The organism is Pseudomonas fluorescens, assembly GCF_001307155.1.
GTDB classification, from domain to species: Bacteria; Pseudomonadota; Gammaproteobacteria; order Pseudomonadales; family Pseudomonadaceae; genus Aquipseudomonas; species Aquipseudomonas helvetica.
Genome location: NZ_CP012830.1, coordinates 1,724,128 through 1,745,282 on the forward strand (window position 1 = coordinate 1,724,128; position 21,155 = coordinate 1,745,282).

The 21,155-nt window shown below is 58.2% G+C and carries 19 protein-coding genes; 14 read left to right on the plus strand and 5 right to left on the minus strand.

Going from position 1 to position 21,155, the window contains the following annotated elements; translation table 11 throughout:
• Positions 1-3: 3 nt before the first annotated feature.
• The 10 genes from AO353_RS07815 (at position 4) to yccS (ending at position 12,956) form a co-directional block, all read left to right on the plus strand.
• Positions 4-987, plus strand: a complete 984-nt coding sequence (locus AO353_RS07815) for a hypothetical protein (protein ID WP_054594396.1) — start codon at positions 4-6, stop codon at positions 985-987.
• Positions 987-1,712, plus strand: a complete 726-nt coding sequence (locus AO353_RS07820; RefSeq protein WP_054594397.1) for an AzlC family ABC transporter permease — start codon at positions 987-989, stop codon at positions 1,710-1,712. Before AO353_RS07815 ends, AO353_RS07820 begins: the two co-directional genes overlap by 1 nt.
• Positions 1,709-2,059, plus strand: coding sequence for an AzlD domain-containing protein (locus tag AO353_RS07825; protein ID WP_054594398.1), 351 nt, complete (start codon positions 1,709-1,711; stop codon positions 2,057-2,059). Before AO353_RS07820 ends, AO353_RS07825 begins: the two co-directional genes overlap by 4 nt.
• Positions 2,060-2,289: 230 nt before the next feature.
• Positions 2,290-2,985 (plus strand): RraA family protein, encoded by a 696-nt coding sequence (locus AO353_RS07830; RefSeq protein WP_054594399.1) that lies wholly within the window; start codon positions 2,290-2,292, stop codon positions 2,983-2,985.
• Positions 2,986-3,129: 144 nt separating this feature from the next.
• Positions 3,130-4,572, plus strand: a complete 1,443-nt coding sequence (locus tag AO353_RS07835; RefSeq protein WP_054594400.1) for a TldD/PmbA family protein — start codon at positions 3,130-3,132, stop codon at positions 4,570-4,572.
• Positions 4,572-5,909: a TldD/PmbA family protein gene (locus AO353_RS07840; RefSeq protein ID WP_054594401.1), complete on the plus strand. Its 1,338-nt coding sequence runs from the start codon at positions 4,572-4,574 to the stop codon at positions 5,907-5,909. Before AO353_RS07835 ends, AO353_RS07840 begins: the two co-directional genes overlap by 1 nt.
• A 192-nt stretch (positions 5,910-6,101) precedes the next feature.
• Positions 6,102-7,529 carry a multidrug transporter subunit MdtD gene (gene mdtD / locus AO353_RS07845; protein WP_054594402.1) on the plus strand — a complete coding sequence of 476 codons (1,428 nt, stop codon included), beginning with the start codon at positions 6,102-6,104 and terminating at the stop codon, positions 7,527-7,529.
• A 243-nt stretch (positions 7,530-7,772) separates the two neighbouring features.
• A complete protein-coding gene (gene dbpA, locus AO353_RS07850; protein WP_237142987.1) occupies positions 7,773-9,110 on the plus strand; it encodes an ATP-dependent RNA helicase DbpA in 1,338 nt (445 codons plus the stop codon).
• 192 nt (positions 9,111-9,302) lie between these two features.
• Positions 9,303-10,481, plus strand: coding sequence for an NAD(P)/FAD-dependent oxidoreductase (locus tag AO353_RS07855; protein ID WP_054594403.1), 1,179 nt, complete (start codon positions 9,303-9,305; stop codon positions 10,479-10,481).
• A 291-nt stretch (positions 10,482-10,772) separates the two neighbouring features.
• A complete protein-coding gene (yccS, locus tag AO353_RS07860) occupies positions 10,773-12,956 on the plus strand; it encodes a YccS family putative transporter (protein WP_054594404.1) in 2,184 nt (727 codons plus the stop codon).
• Between the two features lie 154 nt (positions 12,957-13,110).
• On the opposite strand, the gene AO353_RS07865 is transcribed toward yccS, so the two are convergent.
• The gene (locus AO353_RS07865) at positions 13,111-13,848 is read right to left on the minus strand and encodes a substrate-binding periplasmic protein (protein WP_054594405.1); all 738 of its coding nucleotides are present in this window, start codon (positions 13,846-13,848) and stop codon (positions 13,111-13,113) included.
• A 265-nt stretch (positions 13,849-14,113) separates the two neighbouring features.
• Here AO353_RS07865 and AO353_RS07870 point away from each other — a divergent pair, with 265 nt between their 5' ends.
• Entirely contained in the window at positions 14,114-14,566 is a 453-nt protein-coding gene (locus AO353_RS07870) for a GNAT family N-acetyltransferase (RefSeq protein WP_054594406.1), read from the plus strand.
• Positions 14,567-14,609: 43 nt separating this feature from the next.
• Here the strand turns inward: AO353_RS07870 and AO353_RS07875 are convergent, their stop codons facing one another.
• The 3 genes from AO353_RS07875 to AO353_RS07885 are packed head-to-tail and all read right to left on the minus strand — an operon-like array spanning position 14,610 to position 17,587.
• Positions 14,610-14,906: a winged helix-turn-helix domain-containing protein gene (locus tag AO353_RS07875; protein WP_054594407.1), complete on the minus strand. Its 297-nt coding sequence runs from the start codon at positions 14,904-14,906 to the stop codon at positions 14,610-14,612.
• 23 nt (positions 14,907-14,929) lie between these two features.
• On the minus strand, positions 14,930-15,421 hold the full coding sequence (locus AO353_RS07880) for a M48 family metallopeptidase (RefSeq protein ID WP_054594408.1): 492 nt from the start codon (positions 15,419-15,421) through the stop codon (positions 14,930-14,932).
• 42 nt (positions 15,422-15,463) lie between these two features.
• Positions 15,464-17,587, minus strand: a complete 2,124-nt coding sequence (locus AO353_RS07885; RefSeq protein ID WP_054594409.1) for a putative bifunctional diguanylate cyclase/phosphodiesterase — start codon at positions 17,585-17,587, stop codon at positions 15,464-15,466.
• A gap of 313 nt (positions 17,588-17,900) precedes the next feature.
• On the opposite strand from AO353_RS07885, the gene AO353_RS07890 reads away from it, so the two are divergent.
• Entirely contained in the window at positions 17,901-18,572 is a 672-nt protein-coding gene (locus AO353_RS07890) for a polysaccharide lyase family 7 protein (RefSeq protein WP_054594410.1), read from the plus strand.
• 657 nt (positions 18,573-19,229) lie between these two features.
• Positions 19,230-19,523, plus strand: a complete 294-nt coding sequence (locus AO353_RS07895; RefSeq protein WP_054594411.1) for a hypothetical protein — start codon at positions 19,230-19,232, stop codon at positions 19,521-19,523.
• A 73-nt stretch (positions 19,524-19,596) separates the two neighbouring features.
• Here AO353_RS07895 and AO353_RS07900 read toward each other — a convergent pair whose 3' ends face one another.
• Positions 19,597-19,863, minus strand: coding sequence for a hypothetical protein (locus AO353_RS07900; protein WP_054594412.1), 267 nt, complete (start codon positions 19,861-19,863; stop codon positions 19,597-19,599).
• A 425-nt stretch (positions 19,864-20,288) separates the two neighbouring features.
• On the opposite strand from AO353_RS07900, the gene AO353_RS07905 reads away from it, so the two are divergent.
• Entirely contained in the window at positions 20,289-20,828 is a 540-nt protein-coding gene (locus AO353_RS07905) for a hypothetical protein (protein ID WP_054594413.1), read from the plus strand.
• The last annotated feature ends 327 nt before the right edge of the window (positions 20,829-21,155 follow it).

Below are 21,155 nucleotides of genomic sequence, written 5' to 3' on the forward strand. Positions count from 1 at the left end.
GAGATGAACAACGACAACATAACTTACTTCAAACAGCAGATCGCCAAAGAGCAGACAATCCATCTGGACTTCAGCTATTTGACCGGCACCATCGAGTCATGGTGGGAAAAGAGCAACCCACTCGACATACACACATTAAAAAATCAACTCATTGGTCTTTTCCAATCCTATCTCCGCACCGAAGACAGCTACTATTTTGACAAAGTTGGCCTGGCGAGCAGCGGTGTTGCAGCCGTTTGTATAAAGAATGCTTTCAGCCAGGACTCACCGAAGTTGGCCCTGACGGTGCATGAGGCACTGGCGGATCTATTTCACCTGACAGACATTAAATATGAATACGAAGAACACAAAGCCCTGTACCTGAAACCGGCAGCAGAAAAACATCGGGAGTGGGGCAACGGTCATGGCGACATCACACCGCATTCAGACGACTTGTATGAACACCTGAACGTAGATTATCTGGCACTGACGGTGTGTCGCGACACGACAAAAACACCCACCGCGTACTATTTCCCGAGTGATGTGCTCAGTCACCTGACGGATGAGGACATTCAAACCCTGCTCACGATGAAAGCGGCCTTTATTTCGGGCAAAAACGTTGAGGGCTTCAAAGAGCGTGTCCGCAATGTCGTCGAGTATTCAGACGTCTATGGCTATCGGTTTTCTCTGGACTTTCGTATTGATGCGAATAACGGTGAAAGAATGCGCGCGGTCAACGGCGGCCAGCAGGTACTGGACAAAATACGGGCAGGCCTCAGGAGCGCAAAGCACGGTGTTTCAACGGCCGAGACAGGCACATTCCTGATCATCGCCAACCACAAAATAATGCACGCACGCACGATGCTGAACATCAGCACGGACGAAGTTCGAAAGCAGGCAAACACTTCGACCTTTGCAACGACACCCCGCCTGCTGTTTCGCAGCAAAGGCCCCAGAAAACAGTACTACTCGCTGAGTGAAAACACCTGCACGCGGACAGCCAACTGATGAGCGCTCTCAATCCGGGCTTGCACTTATCGGCGACGACCGTGCTTAAAGAAGGTTTGCGCGACTCCATCACCTTCGGGGTCGCGTTCATCTTCCTGTATGTGTCCATAGGCATTTTGGGGGCCACTCAATCGTTGTCGTTGAGCCAGACACTGGCGACGACGTTATTGATCTTTTCCACCCCATTGCAATTTCTGCTGATGCAAAGCTACCAAGATGGCTGGATATTGATTCCGGTCATTTTGGTGCTCAATGCTCGTTTTGCACTGCTTTCATCGACGCTGGCACCCCATATCAGAAGCACGTCGACAGCCAAAATTCTGGCTTCATTGATTTTGATAACACCGTCAACATTTACCGCATGCATTACGCGTTTCAAGCGATGCACCGACCATTCATTCATTTACTTAATTGGCATTGGATTACCCATATTTTCGGTATCGATTGCATGCACTTACATAGGATTCGCCACGGGAGCAAATATCACCTCACCCGCCATTCACGCACTGATGACCATACTGCTACCTCTCCAATTTACCGCATTGGCCGCCAAGCAGTGGCCACACTACTACGACGTATCCAGTTATTGGCTGGGCTTTATGGGTGCGCCACTGCTTATTTATCCATTCGGAAACTATAACTTGCTGATCACGCCATTTGTCATTGGTGGACTGGTGGTATTGATCAACAACGGTCGCACTGCACTTGGAGCATCAGCACAATGACAATATGGCTACTCATTGGATTCTCCGCCCTCACGGCCTTCGCTTTCAGAGCCTTGCCATTTGCATTTAAAAACAGTCCTGCGCTGACCAACACTCAAGGCTCGCTCTATCGGTTTATCAGCTATAGCGCGCAAGCGATGCTGGGCGTGATCATTTACGAAACGGCGTTCAACAAACAGGATGCCGTCAGTTTGCTGCAGCAATTTCAGGGGCTGGATGCATTAAAAATTGCGTTGCTGATTGGTACATTCATCATGGTTGCGAAAACGAAAAAAATATTGCCCGGTTTTCTCGCGTGCTTGTTGATCTACTGGATGGCAAACGCGTACCTGCATGACTGGAACTAGCCCGTTAAACACGGCGCATTTTCCGGGGCCGGATACATCGCGGGCACGCCACGGCGAAGCTTGTCCGCGAGGGTATTCGCCGGTCGACACCTCACACCGCGTAAATCCTTCCCACACCGCTTCACCCTTGATCCCACCCCCCGCGCAGGCCTACTCTAGTCACCGCGCAAACGTTTTACCCCCCCGCCCCCATCGACAAGCCGCCACCTGGCTGGCCACGAGGCTTACTCATGTTTGATGTCGTGTCTTCGAGCAAATGGCCCACCGGCTACCTGATCAACCCCAACGTAGAACCCCTCGATCCGAAATGGCTGAAGGAATTCAGCAAGATCCCCGCCGCCGCCGTCAGCGACTGCCTGGGTCGCAACGTCGGTGGCCTGGGTTTGAAAGCCTTCCACGGCAATGCGCCGATGCTCGGCAGTGCGCTGACGGTTCGCGTGCGCCCCGGCGACAACCTGATGATCCTCAAAGCCATGCAGATGGCCCGCCCGGGCGATGTGCTGGTGATCGACGGCAGCGCCGACCTGACCCGCGCCGTGTTCGGCGGCATCATGCGCGCCATGGCCCTCAAGGCCGGGATCGTCGGCGTGGTGATCAACGGCGCCCTGCGTGACCTCGACGAGTGGCAAACCGGTGAACTGCCGGCCTACGCCATCGGCGGCGTACACCGTGGCCCGAGCACCGACGGTGGCGGCGAAATCAACGTACCGATCTCCTGCGCTGGCATGCTGGTTGCTCCTGGTGACCTGATGATTGGCGACGGTGACGGCGTGGTAGCTGCATCGCGCAGCGAACTGCCAGAGCTGCTGGTGCGTTGCCACGACCTGCTGGCGCGGGAACAGGCTACGCTTGCGGCTATCGAAGCCGGAACGCTGGACCCGGATCGTTTCGACGCCATCCTGCGCGCCAAGGGTTGCCCGGTTTAACTGCCAAAGGCATCGCGGGCAAGCCTTGCTCCTACGGTTTTGTGGTTAATCTCACATCGATGATTCAACCCTGAACCTGTAGGAGCGAGGCTTGCCCGCGATGAGTCCCTCAAGGTCGCCGCTTCTCACAAGGAGGTTCCTCGCATGTTCGATTTCCACCCCCAGCTCAAGCAGCGTTTCGCTGCCTTGCGCACGGGCGCCGAGTTTTTTTCGCTGCGCTATGTGCGTGAGTCGGGTCAGTACCTGTCGGTACGCAAAAACGTTGCCGAGCCTCCAAGCCTGAGTCGCGATGAAGGGGCGATGCTGACTGCACGGGTCAATGGCGTCGAAGCCTATGCCGCGACCAACGACCTGTCGCCATCCGGCCTGCAAGCCGCCCTCGACCGTGCCGAACGACAGGCCCGCTCGATTGCCGCCCACGCCCTGCTCGACCTGCGTCAGCAAACGGTTTCCAGCGAGCACGCCGATTATCTTTCACCGAACCTTGAACAACCGTTCCCGTCCCTCAGCGATTGCTACCAACTGCTCGGCGCCGAATCCGCCGCCGTGCCCAAGGACGAGCGACTGGTGAACTGGCAGGTCAGCATCGGCATCACCCATGTCGAGCAGATCTACCTCAACAGCGCCGGCGCCGAACTGCGTCAGGCACAACGCTTCGTCTACCCGGGGCTGGATGTCACCGCCTACGACGGTAACGACAGCCAGACCCGCAGCCTGGGCCGCGAAAACTTCGGCCAGCAAGGTGGCGCGGACGTGATCAGCCGCTGCGGCCTGATTGGCGCCGGCCCGCACGTCGCCGACCAGGCGCTGCAATTGCTGCTGGCACCCAACACTCCGCAAGGCAAACGCGACCTGCTGCTGATGCCGGACCAGATGATGCTGCAGATCCACGAGTCCATCGGCCACCCGCTGGAACTGGACCGCATCCTCGGCGACGAGCGCAATTACGCCGGCACCAGTTTCGTCAACACCAGCGATTTCGGCAGCCTGCAATACGGCTCCAAACTGCTCAATGTGACCTTCGACCCGGACATTCCCGAGCAGCTTGCCAGCTATGGTCATGACGACGATGGCACGGCGGCGAGCAAACAATTCCTGATCCACGAAGGCTTGCTGATCCGTCCGCTGGGTGGTGCGCTGTCGCAATTTCGTGCGGGCCTCGACGGCGTCGCCAACAGCCGCGCCTGCGGCTGGAACCGTCCGCCCATCGACCGCATGGCCAACCTCAACATCGAGCCTGGCGACCAGTCGCTCGAACAGCTGATCAGCGGCATTGAACACGGCGTGCTGATGTCGACTAACCGCTCATGGTCAATTGACGATGCGCGGAATAAATTCCAGTTCGGCTGCGAGTGGGGCCAGTTGATTGAAAACGGCGAACTCAAAGGCGTGGTGAAGAACCCGAATTACCGAGGCATTTCCGCGCAGTTCTGGCGCAACCTCAGTGCCGTTGGCGACACCAGCACCTTCAAGGTGCTGGGCACGCCGAATTGCGGCAAAGGCGAACCGAACCAGGTGATCCGCGTCGGCCATGCCTCACCGGCCTGCGTGTTCAGCAACATTGATGTGTTTGGAGGAGACGTCTGATGAGTACGACGTTGAGTCAGGTCGAACAATTCAAAGGACTGGTGGCCTGGTTGCGCAACGCGGTGCGCGAGCCTGAGCAATTCACCCTGAGCTACGCCGCCGAATCGTCGGCGTTTGTGCGCTTCAACCACGCCAAGGTGCGTCAGGCTGGCCAGGTCCAGCAAGCCAGCGTCGGTTTCAAATTGATCAATGACGGTCGACACGCGGACCTGAGCATCACCCTCGCCGGTGATTCCGAGGTCGACCTTCAGCGCCTGGCCGAAGGTCTGCAACAGCTGCGCGAGACCCTGCCTCTGTTACCGCAGGATCCGTATCTGCTGCTCAACCACACCGGCTGGCAGAGCAAGAACATTCAGGATCACCCATTACCGGACACCGAGCAGGTGGTTGCCGAAATCGCCCGCGCTGCCGAAGGGCTCGATCTGGTTGGCTTCTACGCCGCCGGGCCGATCAGCCGGGGTTTCGCCAGTTCATCCGGTGCCTTTGGCTGGCATCAGGCCAACAGCTTCAATTTCGACTTCAGCCTGTTCCACGCCAACGGCCAGGCGGTGAAAGCCAGCTACGCCGGGCACGACTGGAACAGCGAAGGTTTCGCCAAACGCTTCCAGCAGGCCCGCGAGCAACTGGAGTTCTTGGGGCGGCCACTGCGCACGTTGGCGCCGGGTCAATACCGCGCCTATCTGGCGCCAGCCGCTTTGGAGGAGATCGTCGGCATGCTCTGCTGGGGTGGTTTCTCCGCGCAGTCGATTGCCAGCAAAAGCAGCCCGCTGCAAAAACTCTACGCGGGTGATAGCGCGTTCAGCCCATTGCTCTCGCTGGATGAAAAAGTCAGCGGTTCCCTGAGCCCGGCGTTTTCCGGCGAAGGCTACCCGCGCAGTGATCTCGGGTTGATCGTTGCGGGCAAGGCGGGCGAGCGGCTGGTGGGTTCGCGCAGTGCCGCCGAATATGGCCTGACTGCCAACGGTGCCGGTGGCGGGGAGTCGCCAAGCGCGTTGAACATGGCCGCCGGTGTATTGCCGGAAGCCGAGATTCTCAAGCAGCTCGGCACTGGCCTGTACATCAGCAACCTGTGGTACCTGAATTACTCGGACCAACCGGCCGCACGCTTGACCGGCATGACCCGCTTCGCGACCTTCTGGGTCGAAAACGGCGAGATTCAGGCACCGGTCAGCACCATGCGCTTCGATGACAGCGCCTACAGCCTGCTCGGTTCGCAGCTGGAAGCACTGACGAGTGAGCGTGAGCTGATTCTGTCGCCCAGCACCTACAGCCAGCGCAACACGGCTTCGGCGGTGTTGCCGGGAGCGCTGGTCAGCCGCCTGACGTTGACCCTGTAAACACGATCCGTAGCAGCTGGCGAAGCCTGCGTTCGAGGACGGAGTCCTCGCAAAATCAGCAACCGCGTTTCTTCTGAAGAAATGTGGTTGTCAGGTTTCACGACCGCTTCGCGGCCGAACGCAGCCTGCGGCAGCTGCTACGGGATCGCCATTGCTCTCGCGGATTGTTTCATCTCCAAAACAAGAGGTCCCATGCCCAACCATCCGGCTCTTGATGCAATCACCGCCCGCTGGGTCCCCTGGGTGGTGGCGATTGCGTTTTTCATGCAGTCCCTCGACGGGACCATCCTCAACACTGCCCTGCCCGCCATGGCCCTCGATCTGGCAGAAGACCCACTGCGCATGCAGGGCGTGATCATCGCCTACATGCTCACGGTCGCCTTGCTGATTCCGGCATCGGGCTGGGTCGCCGACCGCTTCGGCACCAAGAAAATCTTCTTCGGCGCCATCCTCTTGTTCAGCCTCGGCTCTCTGCTCTGTGCGCTCTCCAGCACCTTGACCATGCTGGTCGGCGCCCGGGTGATTCAGGGGCTGGGCGGCGCATTGATGCTGCCGGTCGGGCGACTGGTGGTGCTGCGTGCTTACCCGCGTTCGGAGCTGGTGCGGATCATGGGCTTCATCACCATTCCCGGCCTACTCGGGCCGTTGATCGGTCCGACCATGGGCGGCTGGATGGTGCAATACCTGACCTGGCACTGGATCTTCCTGATCAATCTGCCGGTCGGGCTGATCGGCTGCTACGCGGTCTGGAAGTTCATCCCGGATCTGCGCGGCTCTGAGCGCACGCGCTTCGATGGCTTGGGTTTCCTGCTGTTCGGCGCGGCGATGGTGCTGATCACCATTGCCATGGAAGGCCTGGGCGAACTGCACCTTCCGCATTTGCGGGTGATGTTGCTGCTGTTTGGTGGCATGGCGTGCCTGGCGGCGTATTGGCTGCGGGCCGGGCATATCGACAATCCGTTGTTCGCACCGGCGCTGTTCAAGACCCGGACTTTTGCCGTGGGCATTCTCGGCAACCTGTTCGCCCGGCTGGGCAGCGGCGCCCTGCCGTTTCTGGTGCCATTGCTGCTACAGGTCGCCTTGGGCTACTCGCCGTCCCTGGCCGGGATGAGCATGTTGCCGCTGGCCGCCGCGGCAATGTTCGCCAAGTCGATCGCGCGACCGCTGATCGAGCGCCTGGGTTACCGCATCGTGCTGACCGGTAACACCCTGGCGCTGGGAATCATGCTGGCAAGCATGGGCCTGGTCAGTGAGCAGACGCCTTATTGGCTGCTGCTGGTGCAACTGGCGATACTCGGGGCGATCAACTCCTTCCAGTTCACAGCGATGAATACCGTGACCCTGATCGACCTCGACGACGCCAGCGCCAGCAGCGGCAACAGCCTGCTGTCAGTGGTCGCGCAGTTGTCGCTGAGTCTCGGCGTTGCCTGCGCCGGCGCCCTGCTGGGTGGTTTCACGGCGGAGGTCGGCAATGATGGCGTGAACACGGTGCTGGGCGCCTTCCAACTAACCTTCGTCACCATCGGCATCATGGCAATGCTGGCCGCAACGATCTTTTCCCAGCTGTCCCCAAAGGATGGCCGACGGATGGTCAGCCGCGAGCACGATGTCGAGCACTAACTCGTAGCAGCTGCCGAGGCACGAGGCTGCGTTGCGTGTCCGCAGGACCGCCCTCGGGGGCTACTTCGCAGGCCAACGCAGCCTCGTGCCTCGGCAGTTGCTACGACGATTTGCTACGGCTATTCGTCCAGAATTTGCAGGTGGAGCGCGCGGGACTGGTACACTGCGCGACATTTTGTTTTGCAGGCCAGTCCCGTGACCACCATCGCCACCGCTTTTAATACTTTGCCGCTGTCCGCCGCCATGCTGGCTAACCTCGACTCCCTCGGTTATGCCCAGATGACGCCGATCCAGGCGCAAAGCTTGCCGGTGATCCTCAAGGGGATGGACCTGATCGCCCAGGCCAAGACCGGCAGCGGCAAAACCGCCGCCTTCGGTATCGGCCTGCTGAACCCGATCAATCCGCGCTTCTTCGGCTGCCAGGCACTGGTGATCTGCCCGACTCGTGAGCTGGCTGACCAGGTTGCCAAGGAAATCCGTCGACTGGCCCGCGCCGAAGACAACATCAAGGTCCTGACCCTGTGTGGCGGCGTGTCGTTCGGTCCGCAGATCGGCTCGCTGGAGCACGGCGCGCACATCATCGTCGGCACTCCGGGGCGCATCCAGCAACACCTGCGCAAGGGTTCGCTGGTGCTCCACGGCCTGAACACGCTGATCCTCGACGAAGCCGACCGCATGCTCGACATGGGGTTCTACGATTCCATTGAAGAAATCATCGCCCAGTGCCCTGAGCGTCGCCAGACCCTGCTGTTCTCCGCCACGTATCCGGTAGGCATCAAGCAGCTGGCGTCGAAGTTCATGCGTAACCCGCAGCAAGTGAAGGCCGAGGCGTTCCACGACGACACCCAGATCGAACAGCGTTTCTTCGAGATTTCGCCGGAAGAGCGCATGGACGCGGTGGTCAAGGTCCTCGCCCATTACCGCCCGCAGTCCACCGTCGCTTTCTGCTTCACCAAGCAACAAGTGCAGGAAACCGTCGACCACCTGACGGCCAAAGGCATCTCGGCCGTTGGCCTGCACGGTGACCTGGAACAGCGTGATCGCGACCAGGTGCTGGCAATGTTCGCCAACCGCAGTACTTCGGTACTGGTCGCCACTGACGTCGCCGCCCGTGGTCTGGACATCGATGCGCTGGACATGGTGGTCAATGTCGAACTGGCCCGCGACTCGGAAATCCACATCCACCGCGTTGGCCGTACCGGTCGTGCCGGTGAGAAAGGCATCGCCATCAGCCTGGTAGCGCCGTCCGAAGCGCATCGCGCCCAAGCCATCGAGCAACTGCAAAAGTCGCCGCTGAGCTGGGATCAACTGGACAGCCTGACCTCCCAGGGCGGCGCCCCGCTGCTGCCGGCCATGAGCACCCTGTGCATCGGTGCCGGCCGTAAAGACAAGGTTCGCCCGGGCGACATCCTTGGCGCACTGACCGGCGATGCCGGTGTTCCAGGCGCCCAGGTCGGCAAAATCGCGATCTTCGACTACCAGGCCTATGTCGCCGTGGAGCGCAGCATCGCCAAGCAAGCCGTGCAGCGCTTGAGCGACGGCAAGATCAAAGGCCGCTCGCTGCGCGTACGGATTTTGTAACAAACGCTGCCCACCTCTGTGGCGAGGGAGCTTGCTCCCGCTGGGTCGCGCAGCGGCCCCGAAACCAGCAAACGCGATTCACCAGACGGACCGCACTTGCCGGATTACGACTGCTACGCACTCGAGCGGGAGCAAGCTCCCTCTCCACAAAAGCACTTGCCAGCCTTGCTAACAAAACTTGAGGACACCGTTTTGCGCTCTACCGAAGTCGTGATCATTGGCGCTGGCGCCGCTGGGTTGATGTGTGCACTGACCGCCGCCGGGCGCGGGCGCAAGGTGATGTTGCTCGACCACGCAAACAAGGCCGGCAAGAAAATCCTCATGTCCGGTGGTGGCCGCTGCAATTTCACCAACATGTACACCGAGCCGAGCAATTTCCTCTCGCAAAACGCTCACTTCTGTAAATCCGCACTGGCGCGCTATACCCAGTGGGATTTCATCGGGATGGTGGCCAAGCACGGCGTGCCGTACCACGAGAAAAAGCTCGGCCAGCTATTCTGCGATAACAAATCCAGCGACATCCTCGGCATGCTCCTCGACGAGTGCGATCAGGTCGGCGTCAGCCTGCATCTCGACACCTCGATCCAGCAGATCGAAAAACTCGACAGCGGCTACCTGCTGGAAACCACGTTGGGCCAGTTGACCTGCGAATCGCTGGTGATCGCCACCGGCGGCCTGTCGATTCCAACCCTGGGCGCCACCGGTTTCGGCTATCAAGTAGCCAAGCAGTTCGGCCACCAGTTGCTGCCCACCCGCGCCGGCCTGGTGCCGTTCACCATCACCGACCAACTCAAAGAGCTGTGCACCGAGCTCTCCGGTACGTCGGTGGATTGTCTGGTGAGCTGCAACGATCAGAGCTTTCGCGAGAACATCCTGTTCACCCACCGTGGCCTCAGCGGCCCGGCGATTTTGCAGATTTCCTCGTTCTGGCAATCCGGCGACGCCGTCGAAATCAACCTGATGCCCGACCACGACGTGCCGAGCTGGTTGCAACAGCAGCAAGCCGAGCGCCCGAACAGCGAACTGAAAACCCTGCTCGGCGAAATCTTCACCAAGAAGATGGCCAACCTGCTGGCCGACAACTGGTTCGTCTCCAAGCCGATGAAACAGTACACCCACGCCGAGCTGGCCGATATCGCTGCCAAACTGGCGAGCTGGACACTGGTCCCGGCTGGTACCGAAGGCTATCGCACAGCCGAAGTCACACTCGGTGGCGTCGACACCCACGAAGTCTCGTCCAAAACCATGGAATCGCTGAAAAGCCCCGGCCTGTACTTCATCGGTGAAGTGCTGGACGTCACCGGGCACCTGGGCGGTTTCAACTTCCAATGGGCCTGGGCCTCGGGTTACGCAGCGGCGCAGTACGTCTAACGCCATCGCATGCGGTGATCAGGCTTTTGTGGCGAGGGAGCTTGCTCCCGCTGGCCTGCGAAGCAGGCCCAAAACCTGTCACCACTGTCTGCCAGACACACCGCATGCATAGGGTTTACGACGGCTACGCCGCCGAGCGGGAGCAAGCTCCCTCGCCACAGGGTTCAATGCAGACCTGACAGTTTTACCCAGGAAGGAACAGTTTTTGCTGTCAGATGTGATCGGCGCCATTGCGTCGTCGTCATTACTGGCTCAATTTAGCTGCATTGCCCCGGAAGGCCTCCGCACTTCATGTCATCAACCTCGTTTCGTCAGACTCTGCGTCGCCTTTGGGCGCTGGATAAATTCAGCTACAGCGTGCGGGTGTTCATCGCCCTGACCGGCACCATGGCGCTGTGTTGGTATCAAAATGAAATGGGCCTGCTGATCCCGCTGTTCCTGGGGATTATCGCCAGCGCCCTGGCCGAAACCGACGACAGTTGGCAGGGCCGTCTGAATGCATTGGCGGTGACGCTGGTGTGCTTCAGCGTTGCCGCGTTCTCGGTCGAGTTGTTATTCCCCTATCCATACATCTTCGTGGTCGCCCTGGCACTCGCCAGTTTCGGCCTGACCATGCTCGGCGCCTTGGGCGAACGCTATGGCGCGATTGCCTCGGCGACGTTGATTCTGTCGGTGTACACCATGATCGGCGTGGACCAGCGCGGTGGCGCGGTCACCGACTTCTGGCATGAACCGGTGTTGCTGGTGGCCGGTGCCGCCTGGTATGGCTTGCTCTCGGTGCTGTGGCAGGCGCTGTTTTCCAACCAGCCGGTGCAGCAGAGCCTGGCGCGGTTGTTTCGCGAGCTGGGGTTTTACCTGAAGCTCAAATCGTCACTGTTCGAGCCGATCCGCCAGATGGACGTCGAAGCCCGCAGGCTGGAACTGGCGCAGCAGAATGGCCGAGTGGTCGCGGCGCTCAACGCCGCCAAGGAAATCATCCTGCACCGGGTCGGCAACGGCCGGCCGGGGTCGAAAGTCAGTCGTTACCTGAAGCTGTATTTCCTCGCCCAGGACATCCACGAACGCGCAAGCTCTTCGCACTACCCATACAACGCCCTGGCTGAAGCCTTTTTCCACAGCGACGTACTGTTCCGCTGCCAACGCCTGCTCCGCCAGCAAGGCAAAGCCTGCCGGGCATTGGCCGAGTCGATCCAGATGCGCCAGCCGTTCGTCTATGACGACAGCTTTGCCGAAGCCCTGAGCGACCTGCACGCCTCCCTCGAACACTTGCGCATCCAGAGCAACCCGGCCTGGCGCGGTTTGCTGCGCTCATTGCGTGCACTGGCAGCCAACCTCAGCACGCTTGACCGCTTGCTCAGCGACGCAAGCAATCCCGACAGCCTGGCCGACGCCACCGACAGCAGCCTGCTCGACCGTTCACCGCGCAACCTCAAGGACGTCTGGACGCGCCTGCGCACGCAGCTGACGCCGACTTCGTTGCTGTTTCGGCATGCCCTGCGTTTGCCTCTGGCCCTGACCGTCGGCTACGGCATGGTGCACTTGATCCACCCGTCGCAAGGCTACTGGATCATCCTCACCACACTGTTTGTCTGCCAACCGAACTACGGCGCCACCCGGCGCAAACTCGGTCAGCGGATCCTCGGCACCGCGATCGGCCTGACCCTGGCCTGGGCGTTGTTCGATCTGTTCCCCAATCCACTGGTGCAGTCGAGTTTCGCAATTGCCGCCGGCGTGGTGTTCTTTATCAACCGCACCACCCGCTACACGCTGGCGACTGCGGCAATCACCTTGATGGTGCTGTTCTGCTTCAATCAGGTCGGCGACGGCTACGGGCTGTTCCTGCCAAGGCTGCTCGACACCTTGCTCGGCGGTCTGATCGCGGGGCTCGCGGTGCTGCTGTTCCTGCCGGACTGGCAGGGCCGCAGGCTGAACAAAGTGCTGGCCAACACCCTCACCTGCAACAGCATTTACCTGCGCCAGATCATGCAGCAATACGCTGTCGGAAAACGTGATGACCTGGCCTATCGGCTGGCTCGACGCAATGCCCACAACGCCGATGCGGCGCTGTCGACCACCTTGGCCAACATGCTCATGGAGCCGGGGCATTTCCGTAAGGAAGCCGATGTCGGTTTCCGTTTCCTGGTGCTTTCCCACACCTTGCTCAGCTACCTCTCGGGCCTCGGTGCGCACCGCGAAATCCAGCTACCCGCTGACATTCGGGAACAGTTGATCAACGGTGCCGGCGTCAGTCTGGCAACCAGCATCGACGAAATCGCCCAAGGGCTGGCGAGCAAATCGCCGATTGCGATTCAGAGCGACGACGAAGAAGCCCTGGCCGCCGGGCTTGAACAAATGCCTGACGAGATCGACGAAGGTCAGCGTCTGGTGCAAACCCAACTGGGGTTGATCTGCCGGCAACTGGGACCGTTGCGCACGCTGGCGGCACATTTGATCAAGGATACGAGCGAGGAGTGAGCGCGCGCCTGTAGCGAGCGAGCTTGCTCACGCTCGGGTGCGCAGCAGCAGCCGTAAAACCGGTAAATGGTTTTCTACCTGACACATCGAGCAGCTTGTCTTGGGTCGCTTCGCAACCCAGTGGGAGCAAGCTCCCTCGCCACAACAGCAGACGTCACATTCCATGCTGCCTGAGCAATCGCTCATAGCTGCCATCCTCCTTCATCGCTGCAATCTCGCGGTCGAATCCGGCAACAATCTGTTCATGGTCGGGGTTCTTCAGGCTGACCAGAATATGCAGGCTGTTTTCACTCAGAGGATTGGGCAGGAACTCCACGGCATTGCGCACCTTGGAGGATTCGCGCGCCAGGTAATAGCGGGCAACGTATTCGTCTTCCAGGGTCAGCTTCACCCGGTCAGCGGCGAGCATGCGCACCGCCATGGGGAAGTTGTGCACCTGCACTTTCTGCAAGGCGGCGTCACCGTCAAACGCGGGTGAATAGGCGTAGCCGCGCACCACGGCAACCGGATAGGTGTGCAGCTGCTGCAAGTTGTTGTATTCGATCGGCGTGTCTTTACGCTTGAGGAAACGTATCCGGTTGAGCAGGTACTCACTGGAAAACTGCCCGATGTGGGTGCGCTCCTCGTTGAACCAGGCATTGACCAGCACGTCGTAACGCCCTTCGCCCACACCCAGCAAAGCCCTGGCCCAAGGCACCTGCTCAAAATCGCTGGCATAACCCGCCCGCGCCAGCGCAGTACTGACAATGTCGGTTGCCACCCCGCCATTGACCAGCGTGGCATCGGTAAAGGGGGGCCAGGCATCGGCCACCAGTCGCAGTTTTTCTGCTGTGGCGGCCTGGCTCAGCAACAGCAATCCAATCAAAGCAACAGCTCGATGCAATCGCGGCATGCTAAAAAATCCTTAGCGGGCGGGCAGCCCAACGTGTTTTTAGCCAAAACTCGAAGGCCTGTGTGCCCAATAGCGGCCACAACCCAGGCACTAACAGTAGTTCATTGAAGCCACAACAAATCGCTAAAAATCAGATTACACAAAGAAGACAACGTCGCGAGAAATGAATGATGGCATTTTGGCCTTTGTCACAGTTTTTTATGCCGCAAGACATCCGGTAGCGGGACGCTTAGTATCGGAGCAACGTTGTTCAAGGAATGTGAAGATGACAATCGATTGGGTCTGCAAACACCACAGCGATCTGGGCAAAGAGCAGTTGTACGCCATTCTGCAGTTGCGCACGCAAGTGTTCGTCGTTGAGCAGAAATGCGCCTATCAGGAAGTCGATGGGCTGGACCTGGACGGTGACACCTGCCACTTGATGGCCTGGGACGGCGATCAGCTGGTGGCCTACCTGCGTTTGCTCGACCCGATCTCACAGGGCGGCGACGTGGTCATCGGCCGTGTGGTGATTGCCCCTCAGGCGCGGGGCCAGGGCCTGGGTCATGAGTTGATGGCGCAGGGGCTCAAGCAGGCTGAGAAATACTGGCCTGAAGTGCCGATCTATCTGTCGGCCCAGGCACATTTGCAGGGGTATTACGGGAGGTACGGGTTTGTCGTGGTGGGCGAGGAATACCTGGAGGATGACATTCCGCATATCGGGATGCGCCGTCCCTAGTGATCGTTCCCATGCTCTGCGTGGGAACGATCAAGCACCTCCGTCAGGGATACTCCAGCACCGCTTTGATCTGCTGCACATGCTGTTCGATCCAGCGCGGATCAATCGCCCCCCAGCTCAGAATCCGATAACGCCCGGCATGATTGCGCGCGCCCTCTTCCTGCTCGAACTCGCACACGATATCCAGATCCGCCAAGGCGGCGATGGTGTCCTGGGCTGTACGCCGCGGCATGCCGGTGACCTCGGTGAGTGCCGGGACGTTGCTGGCCAGACCACTGTCGATCAGGTACGCCACGTACAAACGGCGGTAGAAGCTGCTTTTGGTCTTGCTGACGTCCATTCCCACACTCCCGATTCCAATGTTTACTGCATATCCCGCCACGTCAGGTACACCCGCAAGTCGAACTCCAACTGGTGATAGCCCGGCAGCATATGCTCGCACAGCTTGTAGAAAGCCTTGTTGTGATCGGACTCCTTGAAGTGCGCGAGTTCATGCACCACGATCATTTTCAGAAACTGCGGTGCGGCGTCCTTGAATAACGAGGCGATACGAATTTCTTTCTTGGCCTTGAGCTTGCCGCCCTGTACACGCGAGATCGCCGTGTGCAGGCCAAGGGCACGGTGGGTCAGGTCGAGACGGTTGTCGAACAGCACTTTGTCGATGGCCGGCGCATTGCGCAGGTATTCCTGTTTCAACTCCAGCGCGTAGCTGTACAGCGCCTTGTCACTCTGCACCGCGTGCTTGTCCGGGTAACGCTGGCTCAGGTAGTCGCCCAGTCGATCCTGATCGATCAACCGGCGCACTTGGTCTTGCAAGGCAGCGGGATAAGCCTGGAGGTACTTCAGCGCGGTCATGGGTCAACAACAGAGGGACGAAAGACCGCCAGTGTAGCGAATTCAGGCGGTCAGCGCGCTCCAGTCAAACGGCTGCGCAAAGCCACCGGCATCCTCGGCTATCAGCGGCCTGGCCACCAGGAACCCTTGCACATACTGGCAACCGTTGGCCTCAAGCCATCGATACTGTGCAACGGTCTCCACGCCTTCGGCGATCACCAACATTCCGAATTCCCTGCACAACTCTGTGACACTGCGCACCAGCGCTGCATCCCGAGGCGAATCGGGTATCCGGGCAATCAGGTGCCGGTCGAGCTTGAGTGTGTCCAACTGCAGATCGCGTAAATGCGCCAACGAGCACGGCCCCGAACCAAAGTCATCCAGTGCCACGCGCACCCCGAGGTGGCGCAACAGACGCAGCTGTTTACGTGACTCATCAACATTTTGTATCAACGCATCTTCGGTGATTTCAACTTCCAGCTGACACGGCTGCAGCTCATGACGCTCCAGCACCTGACGCAACTCGGTGACCAGGTTCGGCATGCCGAACTGGGTGCTGCTCAAACTCACAGCAAGTACCAGATCCTTGGCAAACAGGGTTTCCCAGGCTTTACGCTGCTTGGCGCCGCGATGGTAAATCCAGCTGCCGAGACGGCTGATCAGCCGCGCCTCTTCCAGCAGTGGCAAAAACAACCCCGGCGGGACATCGCCGACACTTGGATGCTGCCAGCGCAGCAACGCTTCAAACCCGCGTACACGACCGTCGGCAATCGCCACCTGGGGTTGATACACCAGGTTGAAATCCTGATTTTCGATGGCTGTGCGCACGCTTTCTTCGAGCATCAGCCGCGAGCGCGCGCGACCGTTCATTTCATGGTCGTAGAAGCGATATTGCTGGCGACCGGCACGCTTGGCCTCGTACATCGCGATGTCTGAGGCGCGCAGCAAGCCGTCAAGGTTAGAACCGCAATCGGGATAGGTTGCAATGCCGATGCTCGCGCCGAGCACCACATCCAGTCCTTCAATTTGCTGACAGATCGAGATTCGCTCGATGAGCTTCTCGGCAATCTTCGCCGCTTGCTCGGGAAACTCCAGATCGAGCAACGCCGTGAACTCATCACCGCCCATGCGCGCCAGAATATCGAATGGCCGAAGACAGGCCTTCAACTGCTCGGACACCCAACGCAGCACCCGGTCACCGGCATCGTGGCCCAGGGAATCGTTGACCCGTTTGAAACCATCCAGGTCCAGGTACAACAACACCCACGCGCTGTCGGAACGCTCACCGCGCAATAACAGGTTTTCCGCAGTCTGGTAGAAGCCACGGCGATTGAGCAGCCCGGTCAGCGGGTCTGTGACGGCCTGGAACTCCAGCTGTTGATGCAGATGGCGCACCACCGACATGTCGAGCACGGTCACCACCATCGCCCGCTGTTCGGACGGCAATGGCGCGCAGGACAGCGCCACCGGCACTTGCTGACCCGGCGCGGTGCGCAGGATTGCATCGTGCACGCGCCAGGTCTCACCCCGTTGATAACCGGCATAAATGTCAGATTCAGCCCACACCGGCACGTGCGGTTTTTGCAGGAAGTCCACGAACTCCGCGCCTTGCAATTCGGTGACCGTCGCATTGAGCAGGCGGGACATGGCCGGGTTGGCGAAGCGGATCAGGCCGTCATCACCCACCACCAGAATCCCTTCGGCGGCGTTATCCAGCACCGAGGCATTGAAAGCGCGCGCGGCTTCCAGATCCTGGCTCAAGCGCTGCAAGGCGCGGCGATTGCGCTGGTGTTCAAGCAGGGCCTGGACTTTCGGTTTGAGGATTTGCGGGTCAAACGGTTTGAACAGGTAATCCACTGCGCCACTGGCATAGCCCTTGATCACAGCATCCTGGGACTGTTCGTTGGCGGTCAGGAAAATGATCGGGGTCAAACGGGTCCGCTGGCTACCGCGCATCAAACGTGCCACTTCAAAACCGTCCATCTCTGGCATCTGCACATCGAGCAGCACCAGGTCGATTTCATGTTCGAGTAACAGGCTCAAGGCTTCAAAGCCGGAAGCCGCGGTCATCACCTGCCAGTCCTGGCGCTGTAACAACGCACGCATACTGATCAGATTTTCAGGGTAATCATCCACGATTAGAAGAACTGAGCTGCCTTCAACTGGCTTGGGTTGCGCGCATTCCATGCTGCTTCTCTTTTGGTGACGTCAGGCCGGTACCGTCGAAAAAAACCGGACAACTCCACTCTAGACCGGGATCTGCCAAAGCAGTAGGCATCATCACGCCATCACCGATGGCAAAGCCTCAGACTCCGACTAACGGTCAGTTCCGAAGCCAGCAATACCGGGAAAAGCGCTAACTCGACAGAACGTTGACGCCAGTTATCCGCCAGACGGGCATTAACAAGCACCCGTTCTACGCTTATAAAGACTGCCCTCTAACGCGCGGGCTAGAGCTTCTGGTACGCGCGTGCAGCTAGCATTCGCGGAAGCTTTGACCATGATCGATCTCGCAACCTGGAACCTCAGTGTTCCTGTCGGCAGCCCACCGTACACCGTTGATACCGCCAAACTGGTGGACGGTTTCAAGGATCAATACTTCCACTCCGACACCGGCACGTTGTTCTTCTGGGCACCGGTGACCGGCTCCCGCACGGAAAACGCGATTTACCCGCGCACCGAGCTTCGCGAAACCTACAGCAACGGCACTTTGCGCAACTGGCTCTACCCCGACGCTGACAACTTGCTGCATGCGACCCTCGCGGTGAATCAGGTGCCGAGTTCGGGCAAGATCGTCATCGGCCAGATCCATGCCTACAACAGCCAGAAACCCTTGGTGAAAGTCGAGTACCAGTACAAAACCAGCACCTCGACCGGCAACATCGTGGCCAAGGTGCGCATGCACCCGGACGACGATGTTGGTCGGGTGATCACCATCGCCACGGGGGTGAAGCTGGACCAGAGTTTCTCCTACCTGATCCACCTCTCCCCCGGCGGCGCCTTGGGCATCAGCGCCGCGGGCTACTCGTGGGACACCCAGATCAGCGCCACCTGGCGCGATAAACCGCTGTACTTCAAGGCCGGGGTGTACGTGCAGGACAACACCGGATACACCAGCGAGGGTGGGAAAGTGACGTTCAGCAAGCTGAATATTGATCACAACCCGAGCTGACAACCCTTGAATGCGGCTCGCTCCCCGTAGCAGCTGTCGAGCCTGCGAGGCTGCGTTCGGCTGCGGAGCAGTCGTAAAACCTGACACCGAGTTTTTTCAGGTAAACCGCATTTGCCGGATTACGACCGCTTTGCGGCCGAACGCAGCCTCGCAGGCTCGACAGCTGCTACGGGCATGGGAACAATCTGAGCGTCCGCAAATCCCGTAGGATTGCTCCCACTGTGGCGAGGGAGCTTGCTCCCGCTGGGTTGCGAAGCAGCCCCAAACCCTGCCACCGCATTTCCTCAGACACACCACACCGCCCGGTTTACGACGGCTACGCCGCCGAGCGGGAGCAAGCTCCCTCGCCACAATGACCGCGCAACGGTCCTACAGTCCGGTTGCAGCCACCAAAGTCGCCGCTTACAGTCCATCCCGTCAGCTGGCTTCGGTCAGCGGCGGGGTTTCGCAGCCCCTAACAACATGAGCTACATCCGTTCCAAAAAGTTATGCTGGCAACCTCTCGTCAGCATGGTGATTTATGGCGGCTGTATGTGGGAGATCTTCGGGTCTGCCGGGTTCTCTTGTTGCTCGGTCTGCGAACCCGCGTACAGCTGCCACCCAATTTGTTTCGCAGCGAACGGTGGCAATCTTTCTTTAAATAAGAGGTTGCACCCAATGACTACTCAAACCCCGCCACGCCGCTTCACCCCCTTCACCCAAATCGCCACCGACTACCCCGTCCTGCTCATCGACAGCCACGCCCCGCTACGCGAACTCCACGCCTGCGTCAGCGAACGCCTGCACGCGGTCCTCAGTTACCTCACCCTCATGGCCTGCACCAGCCTGCCCGACTACTCTGAACGCGACATCAACACCGTCACCAACGTGGCGCGCTTGATGGTTCAGGACATTACCGATGTGTTCGGGGTGATTGAGCAGCGAGGATTTGACGCGCCAGCGAATGGCTGAGCATTAGGCTTATATGAGCAAAAGGAGGGGCAGACTAAACAAATCTGTCCCCCTTCACTACTTCTGCATCCATTCAGGAAGTATGGGGTGGTGGTATTTTAACCTCACCATTCGGGTACGACACTTCACTTGGAATAAGAAAAGTCGCCGTCTTGATATCTTCATGTTTTATTTTCACCTGAATCCCACCATTCTCAATGGTGAGATTCAAACTCAAATACTTTCCTTTATAAACACTACCATTTCTCATTTCCACATAGATCAACTCTCCAGGCTTAATTGTATTTAACGTAGCATTTTTTTGAGCCTCATCAATACTCGACTCCTCCATCTTTATCATACTCACAAGCTCCCAAAGAAAAAATAGAAGTACACATAAAACCACTCATCATTTATTTTTATACTACGCCATTAAGCATAGGCAACTCGATTCGCCAGATCACCTGTAAGAACCAACAGTCTTTAATACGATATTGCGATACCCATCATTCCAAATAGAATGAGCACTAATGACTCGCCGAATGAACCGACGCGCCTTAGTAAAAAATACCTATCCGTTGAAATTTTAGTGTTCATGTTTGGCGCTTGTTGCCAGGCAGGCACATGGGCGCGTCCTTGCAGCCTAACTTTTCCAATATAACCAAAACGACAAAAACATTAATTTTATATCGCAAATCCATCTGCAGACCTGTCAACTTTGACAGTAGGCATACCGCATTTTTTTTTGGATTATGAAGCCTCACCACCAACAAGGAAGTAACAACCATGCAAAAGCTAACAACTACCGTAGAGTCTTCAGTGTATACAATCGGAGACATCCTCTGCACGCTGGTAAATAAAAAACCGGTCATTGGCGAGGTTCAAGATTTCGATGCTTATACAAGAGCATTCACACTAAAATCGCCAGATGGAATGCTTTATCAATTACACGAAAGCGATATCGAATTCACTCTCGAGTCGGCCCCCATTGGCGACTCAGCCTCTGCCCCCGAGCCAACTCCTACGGGACAACAAGTAGCGGCTCGGACGATTAACGCTCACCTCTATCCTGGCTCCAATTTCAATCAAAATCATTACGACACCACTTACAACGTGAATGTCTATGCGGGAGGTAACTTTAATGTCTATGGCCGCGCCGCAGCCTTCGTTGCCCCCTCTCCCCCAACATTTACCAAATGCCTCGATGAAGACAAGTTCTATCAATGGTGGTTATTGTTCTACCAAAACACCCCCTATTACAGTGGGCATACCGGTTTACCTACAAACGTTACTATCAGTGGTCCAGTCACTATCACACGCGGATAAAAACAACATTACAGCGACCTAATACCCGCAAAAGCAACAAACCTAAACATCAAACTGCACCTTAAATATTTCAAGCATGAAAATCATTTTACAGAGACGGAGTATATGCTAATGGAAAACGCACCGAAACTTACTGTAGATCTTGAGCGTGATGATCTTATCGTGCTGGAAACGAAGTCAAAGGAGATTATTTTTGCACGATACATTGACAGCACACCTCTGTTATTCAGCGTGCAAGATCTGTCTACAAAGCAAAACAGAACTGTCCCACGTGATAGCGTCACGCGAGTCAGAACTGCCCTTGTCAAGTCAAACGTTAAAAACCTC

What these genes read in the sequence shown, in the direction of transcription:
- AO353_RS07840 (WP_054594401.1), top strand. Translation starts at nt 4,572, where the DNA reads ATGAGTACGACGTTGAGTCAGGTCGAACAATTCAAAGGACTGGTGGCC.
- AO353_RS07835 (WP_054594400.1), top strand. Translation starts at nt 3,130, where the DNA reads ATGTTCGATTTCCACCCCCAGCTCAAGCAGCGTTTCGCTGCCTTGCGC.
- AO353_RS07890 (WP_054594410.1), top strand. Translation starts at nt 17,901, where the DNA reads ATGATCGATCTCGCAACCTGGAACCTCAGTGTTCCTGTCGGCAGCCCA.
- AO353_RS07820 (WP_054594397.1), top strand. Translation starts at nt 987, where the DNA reads ATGAGCGCTCTCAATCCGGGCTTGCACTTATCGGCGACGACCGTGCTT.
- mdtD (WP_054594402.1), top strand. Translation starts at nt 6,102, where the DNA reads ATGCCCAACCATCCGGCTCTTGATGCAATCACCGCCCGCTGGGTCCCC.
- yccS (WP_054594404.1), top strand. Translation starts at nt 10,773, where the DNA reads ATGTCATCAACCTCGTTTCGTCAGACTCTGCGTCGCCTTTGGGCGCTG.
- AO353_RS07825 (WP_054594398.1), top strand. Translation starts at nt 1,709, where the DNA reads ATGACAATATGGCTACTCATTGGATTCTCCGCCCTCACGGCCTTCGCT.
- AO353_RS07895 (WP_054594411.1), top strand. Translation starts at nt 19,230, where the DNA reads ATGACTACTCAAACCCCGCCACGCCGCTTCACCCCCTTCACCCAAATC.
- AO353_RS07885 (WP_054594409.1), bottom strand. Translation starts at nt 17,587, where the DNA reads ATGGAATGCGCGCAACCCAAGCCAGTTGAAGGCAGCTCAGTTCTTCTA.
- AO353_RS07815 (WP_054594396.1), top strand. Translation starts at nt 4, where the DNA reads ATGAACAACGACAACATAACTTACTTCAAACAGCAGATCGCCAAAGAG.
- AO353_RS07880 (WP_054594408.1), bottom strand. Translation starts at nt 15,421, where the DNA reads ATGACCGCGCTGAAGTACCTCCAGGCTTATCCCGCTGCCTTGCAAGAC.
- AO353_RS07900 (WP_054594412.1), bottom strand. Translation starts at nt 19,863, where the DNA reads ATGATAAAGATGGAGGAGTCGAGTATTGATGAGGCTCAAAAAAATGCT.
- AO353_RS07865 (WP_054594405.1), bottom strand. Translation starts at nt 13,848, where the DNA reads ATGCCGCGATTGCATCGAGCTGTTGCTTTGATTGGATTGCTGTTGCTG.
- dbpA (WP_237142987.1), top strand. Translation starts at nt 7,773, where the DNA reads ATGCTGGCTAACCTCGACTCCCTCGGTTATGCCCAGATGACGCCGATC.
- AO353_RS07905 (WP_054594413.1), top strand. Translation starts at nt 20,289, where the DNA reads ATGCAAAAGCTAACAACTACCGTAGAGTCTTCAGTGTATACAATCGGA.
- AO353_RS07830 (WP_054594399.1), top strand. Translation starts at nt 2,290, where the DNA reads ATGTTTGATGTCGTGTCTTCGAGCAAATGGCCCACCGGCTACCTGATC.
- AO353_RS07875 (WP_054594407.1), bottom strand. Translation starts at nt 14,906, where the DNA reads ATGGACGTCAGCAAGACCAAAAGCAGCTTCTACCGCCGTTTGTACGTG.
- AO353_RS07870 (WP_054594406.1), top strand. Translation starts at nt 14,114, where the DNA reads ATGACAATCGATTGGGTCTGCAAACACCACAGCGATCTGGGCAAAGAG.